We start from the raw sequence: 8,668 nt of genomic DNA, 5'->3' as shown, positions 1-8,668 counted from the left end.
GCAGTCGCAGCGCTCGGGAGACCAGTCGGCGCGGGCCAGGGCCAGATCGCCGATCGGATTGACGCCGGGGCCCGCCGCGAGGGCGTCCGCGGCTCCGGCTTCACGCTGCTGGTGATGGGGATCATGATCCTCGCGGTGGTCGTGCTCGCCCCGAGCATCAAGAACTTCGTCGAGCAGCGCGCCGAGATCGCCGAGCTGCAGCGCTCGGTCGACGCGGCCAAGACCCAGGCGCAGAACCTCGACGAGCAGCGCACCCGCTGGTCCGATCCGGCGTTCATCCGCGCGCAGGCCCGCGAGCGGCTGTACTTCGTGATGCCCGGCGAGGTGAGCTACCTCGTGCTCGACGACGTGACGCTCGCCCAGCAGGCGCAGCAGCCCGCGAGCGACACGGTGCAGGAGACCCCGACCGACTGGGCCGGCTCCCTGCTGTCCTCGGTCGCGGTCTCGGGCCTCGGCGAGCCGACCGCCGACGAGCTGACACCGACTCCGTAGCTCCCGCCCGACCCCGTCGCTCCCGCCCGACCCCGCGTACACTGGAGCGTCCTCCCGGCCGTCCGTCCTCTGGAGCCCCCGTGACCACGCCCCCCTTCGATCCGCCGTCCGAGCGCGACATCGCGGTCGTCTCCGCCCAGCTGGGCCGTCCCGCCCGGGACGTCGTCGGGATCAGCGCACGCTGCGTCTGCGGCGACCCGACGGTGGTCTCCACGAGCCCCCGCCTGTCCGACGGCACGCCGTTCCCCACCTTCTACTACCTGACCCACCCCGCCGCGACGGCCGCGATCTCGCAGCTCGAGGCCACCCAGGTCATGGTCGAGTACAACGCGATGCTCGCCGAGGACGAGGAGCTGCGCGAGGCGTACGCCGCTGCGCACCGGGCGTTCCTGGCCGACCGCGAGAGCGTCGGCTCCGTCCCCGAGATCGCGGGCATCTCCTCCGGGGGCATGCCCTCGCGGGTGAAGTGCCTCCACGCCCTCGCCGCGCACGCCCTCGCGGCGGGCCCCGGCGTCAATCCGATCGGCGATCTGGCCCTGGCCCGCGCCGACTGGTCTCCCGAGCGCTGCGACTGCAGGCCGCTCGACGCGTAGCCGCTCCTACCGGAGCCACGGAGGCGCCACCACCGGCGCGCTCTTCGCTAAGCTGATTCCCAGTCGGGGTCAGTGCTGCCCACCGCATCGAGAGCGGGCACTTCGCATTGCGTGAGGGTGTTCGCATTGTCCATCCCTCTTGGAGAGTCAACCGTGCCCAGAATCCTGATCGTCGGAGGCGGCTACGCCGGCTTCTACACCGCGTGGAAGCTCGAGAAGCAGCTCCGCCCGCACGAGGCAGAGGTCACGATCGTCGACCCGCTGCCCTACATGGCGTACCTGCCCTTCCTCCCCGAGGTCGCCGCGGGGTCGATCGAGCCGCGCCACGCGATCGTCTCGCTCCGCCGCCACCTCAAGAAGACCGCGATCCTCGCCGCCAAGGTGACGAAGATCGACCACGCGAACCGCACCGCGACGATCACCCCGACCGTGGGCGAGCCCTACGAGTTCGAGTACGACCAGATCGTCGTCACCGCCGGCTCCGTCTCGCGCACCTTCCCGATCCCGGGCGTCGCCGACAACGCGATCGGCCTGAAGACGATCGAGGAGGCGACCGCGATCCGCGACCGCATGCTCACGAACTTCGACAAGGCCGCGTCGCTCCCCGCCGGCCCCGAGCGCTCGCGCCTGCTGACCGTCACGGTCGTCGGCGGCGGGTTCGCGGGCATCGAGGTCTTCGCCGAGCTGCGCTCCTTCGCGAGCGCGCTGCTCAAGCGCTACCCCGAGATCGACTTCGAGGAGACGCAGTTCCACCTCATCGAGGCGATGGGCCGGATCATGCCCGAGGTCGCCCTCGAGACGAGCCACTGGGTGCTGAAGAACCTCGACCAGCGCGGCGCCACCGTGCACCTCGACACGCAGCTCAAGTCGGCCGAGAACGGCGTCATCCAGCTGTCGACGGGCGAGAGCTTCGAGTCGGACCTCATCATCTGGACCGCGGGCGTCATGGCGAACCCGTCGATCAAGAACTCCGACCTGCCCATCGAGGAGCGCGGCCGCCTGCGCGTGCGCGCCGACCTCCGCGTCGGCCACGACGACGTGCTCGTCGAGGGCGCCTGGGGCGCCGGCGACGCGACGGCCGTCCCCGACCTCACCGGCGGCGGCGTCGGCGGCTTCTGCGTGCCGAACGCCCAGCACGCCGTCCGCCAGGGCAAGCTCATGGCCAAGAACATCACCGCGGTGCTCCGCGGCGAGGAGCCGGTCGACTACGTGCACAAGAACCTCGGCGCGGTAGCGGGCCTGGGCATCGGCATCGGCGTGTTCCAGTCCGGCAAGATCGCCGTGAAGGGCTTCCCCGCCTGGGTGATGCACCGCGGCTACCACGGTCTCGCCATGCCCTCGTGGGAGCGCAAGTTCCGCGTGGTCTGGGGCTGGTGGAACAACCTCTGGCTCGGCCGCGACATCGCCTCGATCGAGGCCCGCGAGTACCCCCGCGGCTCCTTCGAGACCTACGCGTCGCGTCCGCGTCCGGCGGCGCCGGCCGCCGAGGCTCCGGCCGCGCAGGCCCCGGCGCAGATCCCCGGCCAGGCCGGTGCTCCGGTCCCGGTCGGCGGCGAGCCCGCCAAGTCCTGACACCGCCGCCGGGAGGGTCGCTCCTCCCGGTGGTCGCCCCCATAGCCCAATCGGCAGAGGCAGACGACTTAAAATCGTCTCAGTCTGGGTTCGAGTCCCAGTGGGGGCACTCCGTCCGACGTGCCGCTCTCTAGGCGGCGCGGGCGTGCGCGCTGCGTCGAGCGGGCTCGAGCAGCCCGGCCTCGAGGGCCTGGGTGATCTCGCCCGGGGTGCAGTCGGCGCAGAGCACGACGAGCTCCTCCTCGGTGTCGCGGCCGCCGGAGCGGTCGAGGACGACGGCGTCGGTTCCGCAGAGTGCGCATTCGATCATGCGGGTACCGTATGTCCGACCTCCGACATGCGCGCGGCAGCGCCCCGGCGCGTCTCGCCCGGATCCGGCAGGGCGCCGGGCGCGCCTCCGGACCGGTCGTCCTTCCGGCCGGAGGAGCCCGGTGTTCGGGAATCGGACGAGGATCCCGCGCGCCCGCGCCGCCTCGCCTAGAGTCGTCACCGGGCGGTTCCGAGCCCGGGCGCCCGCGTCCGGATGCGAGCCGCCCGGTCCACGGCGGGCGCCGGAACGGTCCCGCTTCTCGTGCCCGCGGGCACCGTCATGCACCGCCCGGCGACGGGCGGCCGGGAGGCCCCCATGGGGAAGCTGCTCTACGGAGCCTCGGGAGTCGAGATCGAGTTCGACGACCGCACGCTCACGCACGTCCAGATCGTCATCGCCAACAAGCTGCGCCGCCGCGAGAGCTTCTTCTTCTCCTGGCGGGACGACCCCGCGGTCGGCGACGGCCGCTCGAGCATCTGGCTCGACCCCTCCGTGCCCCTTTACTTCAAGTACTTCGGCGGACGGGTCCCCTCGATCAACCGCACCTGGATCGACCTGCTGACCGTCTCGGCGAACTCGTCCGGCGGGCTGCAGCTCGTGCAGGAGCCGGACGCCGCCCCCACCCCGCCGCCGAAGGGCGAGCAGGGCGCCTGACCCCCACCCGCCACGCCCCGGAGAAGAGCCCCATGCAGCGCGACGTCTCGGCCCACCTGACCCTCGACGTCGCGGCTCCGGCCGCCCTCGTCCTCTCGATCGCGGTGGCCGACGCGTACGGGGCGGAGGAGTCGCTGACGCTCACCGTCGACGGCCGCCCGCTCGCCGCTCGCGAGGTGATCGACCAGCACGGCACCCGGCTGCACGTGCTCGACGCGCCGGTCGGGCACCTCGTCGTGGACTACTCCGCGCGCGTCCTAGGACGCCTCGATCCGCTCGAGGGCGACGAGGTGGACCGGCTGCGGTACCTGCGGCCGAGCCGCTACGCCGAGTCGGACGTGCTGTGGGCGACGGCCCGGGCCGAATTCGCCGGCCTCGCCGGGGCGGACCTCCTGCACGCGGTGAGCTCCTGGGTCGGCACGCGGCTGGCGTACGTCCCCGGCTCGAGCCTTCCGACGGACGGGGCCGAGCGGACGCTGCTCGCCCGCCGCGGCGTCTGCCGCGACTTCGCGCACCTCGTCGTCGCCCTCCTCCGTGCGCTGGACGTGCCCGCCCGACTGGCGGCCGTGTACGCCCCGGGACTGCAGCCGATGGACTTCCACGCGGTCGCGGAGGCCTGGATCGAGGGGGAGTGGCGGGCGGTCGACGCGACGACGCTCGCGCCGCGGTCGAGTCTCGTGCGGATCGCGACGGGACGCGACGCGGCCGACACCGCGTTCCTCGGCGTCTACGGCGGCATCGCGACGCTGCGCGAGCTGACGGTCGGCGCCGTGGCCGACGTGCTGCCGGGCGACGACCTCGACCGGCCCGTCTCGATCGGCTGAGCGGGCGGCCGAGGCCGGCTACTCCGACTCGACGAAGCGCCGCCAGGCCCAGATCGACGTGCACACCGCGCTGAAGGCGACGACGGCGAAGAGCACCGGACCCGCTCCGCCGTCGGTCGACCAGGACGCGATGGTCGGGGTGAGCAGCACGAACAGCACGGTCGTCGCGAGGAGCGTGAGCCCGAGCCAGAGCAGCGGGGACCAGCGCAGGATGCTGCGGCCGGCGGGGCGCCCGACCGGGAACAGCAGCACCACGCTCGAGCCGACCGAGATCAGCGTGGTCGCGCTGAGCACCTCCGCGGCGAGCACGGAGCCGAACGAGCCGTCGGGCGGGACCACGGCGGAGGCGCCCCAGGCGAGTCCGGCGAGGCCCAGCAGCGAGACGACGCGGACGGTGGAGAGCTTCGCCCGGTCGACGGCGGATGCGCCCTCGGGGAGGACGAGGCCGATCACCACGCCGAAGAGGAGCGCCGGGTCCAGTCCCGCGAAGCGCGAGACGAGAGCGGCCGCCGCGACCAGGAGCAGCGCGCGCGGAGCGGCGACGACGCCGATCCCGCTGACGCCGATCCGTCGGCCGACCAGCGCGGGGACGGCGGCGGCGACCGCGTTGACCACGGCGACGGCCACGATGACGGCGATCAGCAGGCGCAGGTAGGCGGGCTGGCCGTCGACGCGTCCCGAGAGCAGGACGAGGCCGGCTGCGCAGCCGATCATCCCGACGACCATCAGGCGCGGCGAGGCGGGACCGGTGTCCGGCTTGTCGTCGTACTCGACGGCGGCGCGGTTGCGGCCCGTGAGGTGCCAGCTGCGTTCGGCACGGGGCGCGCGCCCGGCCGCGGCGAGGCGGGCCGGCACGACGACCAGGGCGAGCGAGAGCAGAGCGAGGGCGAGGGAGCGCATCCAGTCGGCCATCGAGACGACGGGCGATCCGGCTGACAGCGCGGTGGTCATCCCGGTCGCCGCGCTCCAGCCGCCCGGCTCGGATCCGGCGTCGGGGGCGGGCTGCGGCGGCACGTCACCGCCGTCCTGGTCGGGAGCCGGGACCGGTGCTGCGGTGGGCTCGGCGGTCGGCTCGTCCTCGGGCGCGGGCGCGGCCTCTCCGGGGCGGACGGGCGACGGAGACGCGGTCGGCGCCGCGCTGCTCGGAGCGGGAGACGCGGCGGCCCCGGGCGCGCTGGGCGCGGCACCGGGGGCGGCCGACGTCGTCGCGCTGGGCGTGCCGGTGGGAGCGGTCGTCGCCGCCGCGAAGGTCACGTCGATCCAGGGGCTCGGCGGGCTGTAGTTGCCGGCGCTGTCCCCGGCGATGGCGGAGACCCGGTGCGCGCCCGCCGTGATCGTGCCGCCGGTGCAGCTCCAGGCGCCTCCGCTGACCGCCGCGTCGCAGGTGTTGACCCGGTCCACGTACACGTAGGCGCGGGTGCCGTCCACGCCCGTCCCCGAGTAGGACGCGCCGCCGAGCGGCAGGGCGGCGCCGTCCGACGGCGAGGTGAGGGCGGGGGCGGCAGGAGCAGCGGTGTCGACCACGAGGGTCACCGGCGCGCTGGCCGGCGAGGCGGCGCTGCCGGCGAAGGAGGCGGTCTGCGTCGCGGTGACGCGGTAGCTGCCCGGCGCCGGAGTGGGGGCGAGCTGGCAGAACCACGCGCCGCCGGAGTCGGCGGTGGCCAGGCACGCGGCGCCGCCGTTCGAGACCGCGGCGACGCTCGCGCCGGGGTAGGCCGTGCCGCGGACCGAGCCCGCGGAGGTCGCCGAGCCGTCGACCGACTCGATGACGGGGGCGCTGAGGACGGCGATCGGGACGGCGGCCGAGGTGGTCCCGCCGCCGGCGAGGAGCTCCACCGCGACCAGGGTCGCCGGGCCGTCGTCGAGGGAGACGGCGCAGCTCCAGCCGCCGTCGGGGCCCGCGGTGGTGATGCAGAGGGGGTCGCCGCCGCCGCGGAGCCCGATCTGCACCTGGTCCCCGGCCGTCGCCGTGCCGGTGACCGTCGTCGCTCCCGTGCTGAGGACCGCGCCGGAGGCGGGAGCGGTGATCGCGAGAGCGGCGGCCTGCGCGGCCGGAGCGGCCAGCCCGGAGACGGAGGCGACGGCCGCGAGGAGCACCAGCAGCAGGGCGGCCGTGCGCCGCGGGGATCGGCGGAGTCGGGGCACCGGCACGACCGGTGAACCCCCCGGTACTGCCACGTCGACGCCCGATTTCACGATGCGTCCATTGCACGGGGGCAGGGGGGAGCTGTCAAGCGCGCCGCACCACTGTTCCCGGATGTACACCATCCGGAGGAGGCGTCTCAGCCGGTCGGGGGAGTCGGGGAGATCCGGGAGAGCGCTTCCGCGAGAATATACCCGTCGATCAGATCCGGAGGACAGTGGAATGCGCGAAGACGAGGCCCGCGGGCGCGATCGGCGGGAGGTGCGCGTCGAGGCCGCGCGCTTCGACGATCCGCGCGAGCTGGGCGGGCTCCTGCCGCCGGGCCTGCGCATCGGATTGGCGCAGAGCGCCTTCCAGACGGAGGGCTCCCTCGAGACGGGCGGGCGGGGCCGGTCGGTGTGGGACGACTTCGCGCTGCGACGGGGGACGATCGCCGAGGAGGCCACTCCCGAGATCGCGACGGACTTCCTCCTGCGCTGGCGCGAGGACCTCGCGCTGCTGGTCGATCTCGGCGTCGACGAGCTCCGGCTCTCGGTCTCGTGGCCCCGGCTGCAGCCCGACGGCCGCGGGCCGATCGACCGCGGAGGGCTCGGCTTCTACGACCGCCTGCTCGACGGGCTCGCCGAGACGGGGATCCGGGTCGCGCTGACCCTGCACCACCGCGACACCCCGTCGGCGCTCAGCGGCGGCTGGATGAACCGCGACACCGCGTTCCGCTTCGGTGATCTCGCCTTCGAGCTCGGCGGGCGGTTCGGCGACCGGGTCGCCGACTGGATCACCCTCGACCAGCCGTCGACGGTGATGCTCGAGGGCTACGCGCTCGCGCGGCAGGCGCCGGGCGCCGGCCGGCTGTTCAGCGCCCTGCCGGCGCTGCACCACCAGCTCCTCGGGCACGGCGTGGCGCTGGAGGCGCTGCGAGCGGCAGAGGTGACCGGGAGGATCGGCCTCGTCGACGCGCTCGCGCCGGTCGAGCCCGCCTCCGACGACGACCGGGACCGCGCCTTCGCCTCCCTGGCGGACATCCTGCGGAACCGCCTGGTGGCCGACGCCGTGCTGACCGGGTCCTACCCGGTCGGACCGGAGGAGCTGCCGCCGTTCCTCGGCGCCCTCGCGCAGGCGGATCCGGTCGACCTCGCGCGCATCTCGGCTCCGCTCGACTTCTACGCGGTCGCGCCGCTGCCGCCGCTGCGGATCGTGTCGGGCCGCGACCCGGCGCTGCCGACCGGGGTGGGCGCTCCTCCCGCGCTCCCCTTCCACACGGCGCCCTGGCCGGAGCTGGACCGCACGGGCGACGGCTCGCCGGTCGCACCCTGGGCTGTGGTCTCGGTGCTGCGGTCCCTCGTGGAGCGCTACGGCGACGCCCTGCCGCCGCTGGTGGTGACCGCGCTCGGCGCGAGCTACCCCGACGAGCCCGATCGCGAGGGTGCGATCGTCGACACGGAGCGGATCCGCTGGCTCGGGGCGCACCTGGCCGCTCTCGCCGAGGCCGTCCACGACGGACTGCCGGTGGAGGCCGTGCAGCTCTGGACCCTGGTCGACGCGTTCGAGTGGCAGCACGGCTACAGCCGCCCGCACGGGCTCGTGGCCGTCGACACGCGCAGCCGGGACCGCGTGCCCAAGGCGTCGTTCGACTGGCTCCGGCGCGTCCTCGACGCCCGCTCCTGACGCGGGGGCGTGCGAGACTGCCGCCGTGCGCAGCATCCTCGCCCTCGCCTCCGTCCTCCACGCCGACCCCGCCCCGGTGCTCGCCGCCCTCGCGGACGTCCTCGCCGCCGACGGCGCCTACGAGCGGCGGGGGAGCGGGCTCGAGCGCCGGCTCCCCGTGCTCGGCGTCGAGCAGTGGCGGGTCCTGGCGGACGAGGAGGGGGCCCGGGTCGAGTGCGAGCTGGTCGCCGCACCCGCCTCGTCGGCGCTCGCCGGGGTCCTCCTCCGGCGTCGGATCCGCGAGGCGCCGGACCGGTTCCGCGCGGTCGTGACCGCGGTCGCCGACGCGGTGGAGTGACGCTCCGGGGACGCCCGCGCGGGTCCGCTCCGACGCCCGCTCTCCGCTCCGCCCGCCGACCCGCCCGCCGCCCCGCCT

The 8,668-nt window shown here is 74.6% G+C and carries 9 protein-coding genes, 1 tRNA gene and 1 pseudogene; 8 read left to right on the top strand and 3 right to left on the bottom strand.

All coding sequences use genetic code 11. The annotated features are described in order from the left end of the window. Positions 1-93: pseudogene (locus C5C69_RS17345) on the bottom strand (DUF501 domain-containing protein); the annotation flags it as partial. Positions 94-114: 21 nt separating this feature from the next. Here C5C69_RS17345 and C5C69_RS16400 point away from each other — a divergent pair. From C5C69_RS16400 to C5C69_RS16385, 4 genes are all read left to right on the top strand, one after another. Continuing rightward, positions 115-492 (top strand): septum formation initiator family protein, encoded by a 378-nt coding sequence (locus C5C69_RS16400; RefSeq protein ID WP_308558166.1) that lies wholly within the window; start codon positions 115-117, stop codon positions 490-492. 80 nt (positions 493-572) lie between these two features. Next, entirely contained in the window at positions 573-1,085 is a 513-nt protein-coding gene (locus C5C69_RS16395; RefSeq protein WP_104234571.1) for a DUF501 domain-containing protein, read from the top strand. A gap of 153 nt (positions 1,086-1,238) precedes the next feature. Continuing rightward, positions 1,239-2,657, top strand: coding sequence for an NAD(P)/FAD-dependent oxidoreductase (locus tag C5C69_RS16390; protein ID WP_104225019.1), 1,419 nt, complete (start codon positions 1,239-1,241; stop codon positions 2,655-2,657). Positions 2,658-2,692: 35 nt separating this feature from the next. Next, positions 2,693-2,766: transfer RNA gene (locus C5C69_RS16385), tRNA-Leu, on the top strand. Between the two features lie 21 nt (positions 2,767-2,787). Here the strand turns inward: C5C69_RS16385 and C5C69_RS16380 are convergent. Next, the gene (locus C5C69_RS16380; RefSeq protein ID WP_104225020.1) at positions 2,788-2,967 is read right to left on the bottom strand and encodes a hypothetical protein; all 180 of its coding nucleotides are present in this window, start codon (positions 2,965-2,967) and stop codon (positions 2,788-2,790) included. Positions 2,968-3,282: 315 nt separating this feature from the next. On the opposite strand from C5C69_RS16380, the gene C5C69_RS16375 reads away from it, so the two are divergent. Both C5C69_RS16375 and C5C69_RS16370 read left to right on the top strand, forming a co-directional pair. Further along, a complete protein-coding gene (locus C5C69_RS16375) occupies positions 3,283-3,621 on the top strand; it encodes an ATP-dependent DNA ligase (RefSeq protein WP_068211888.1) in 339 nt (112 codons plus the stop codon). 32 nt (positions 3,622-3,653) lie between these two features. Continuing rightward, positions 3,654-4,445 (top strand): transglutaminase family protein, encoded by a 792-nt coding sequence (locus C5C69_RS16370; RefSeq protein ID WP_104234572.1) that lies wholly within the window; start codon positions 3,654-3,656, stop codon positions 4,443-4,445. A gap of 18 nt (positions 4,446-4,463) precedes the next feature. On the opposite strand, the gene C5C69_RS16770 is transcribed toward C5C69_RS16370, so the two are convergent. After that, positions 4,464-6,590 carry a hypothetical protein gene (locus C5C69_RS16770; RefSeq protein WP_146083644.1) on the bottom strand — a complete coding sequence of 709 codons (2,127 nt, stop codon included), beginning with the start codon at positions 6,588-6,590 and terminating at the stop codon, positions 4,464-4,466. 220 nt (positions 6,591-6,810) lie between these two features. On the opposite strand from C5C69_RS16770, the gene C5C69_RS16365 reads away from it, so the two are divergent. Then, a complete protein-coding gene (locus C5C69_RS16365) occupies positions 6,811-8,253 on the top strand; it encodes a glycoside hydrolase family 1 protein (RefSeq protein WP_181069229.1) in 1,443 nt (480 codons plus the stop codon). Between the two features lie 25 nt (positions 8,254-8,278). Further along, positions 8,279-8,590 (top strand): hypothetical protein, encoded by a 312-nt coding sequence (locus C5C69_RS16360; protein ID WP_104250106.1) that lies wholly within the window; start codon positions 8,279-8,281, stop codon positions 8,588-8,590. Positions 8,591-8,668: the final 78 nt, after the last annotated feature.

Source organism: Rathayibacter sp. AY1C7 (assembly GCF_002931865.1).
In the GTDB taxonomy this organism is placed as follows: Bacteria; Actinomycetota; Actinomycetes; order Actinomycetales; family Microbacteriaceae; genus Rathayibacter.
Note: the sequence above shows the minus strand (reverse complement) of the source record. Positions and strands in the feature narration are given on the sequence as shown.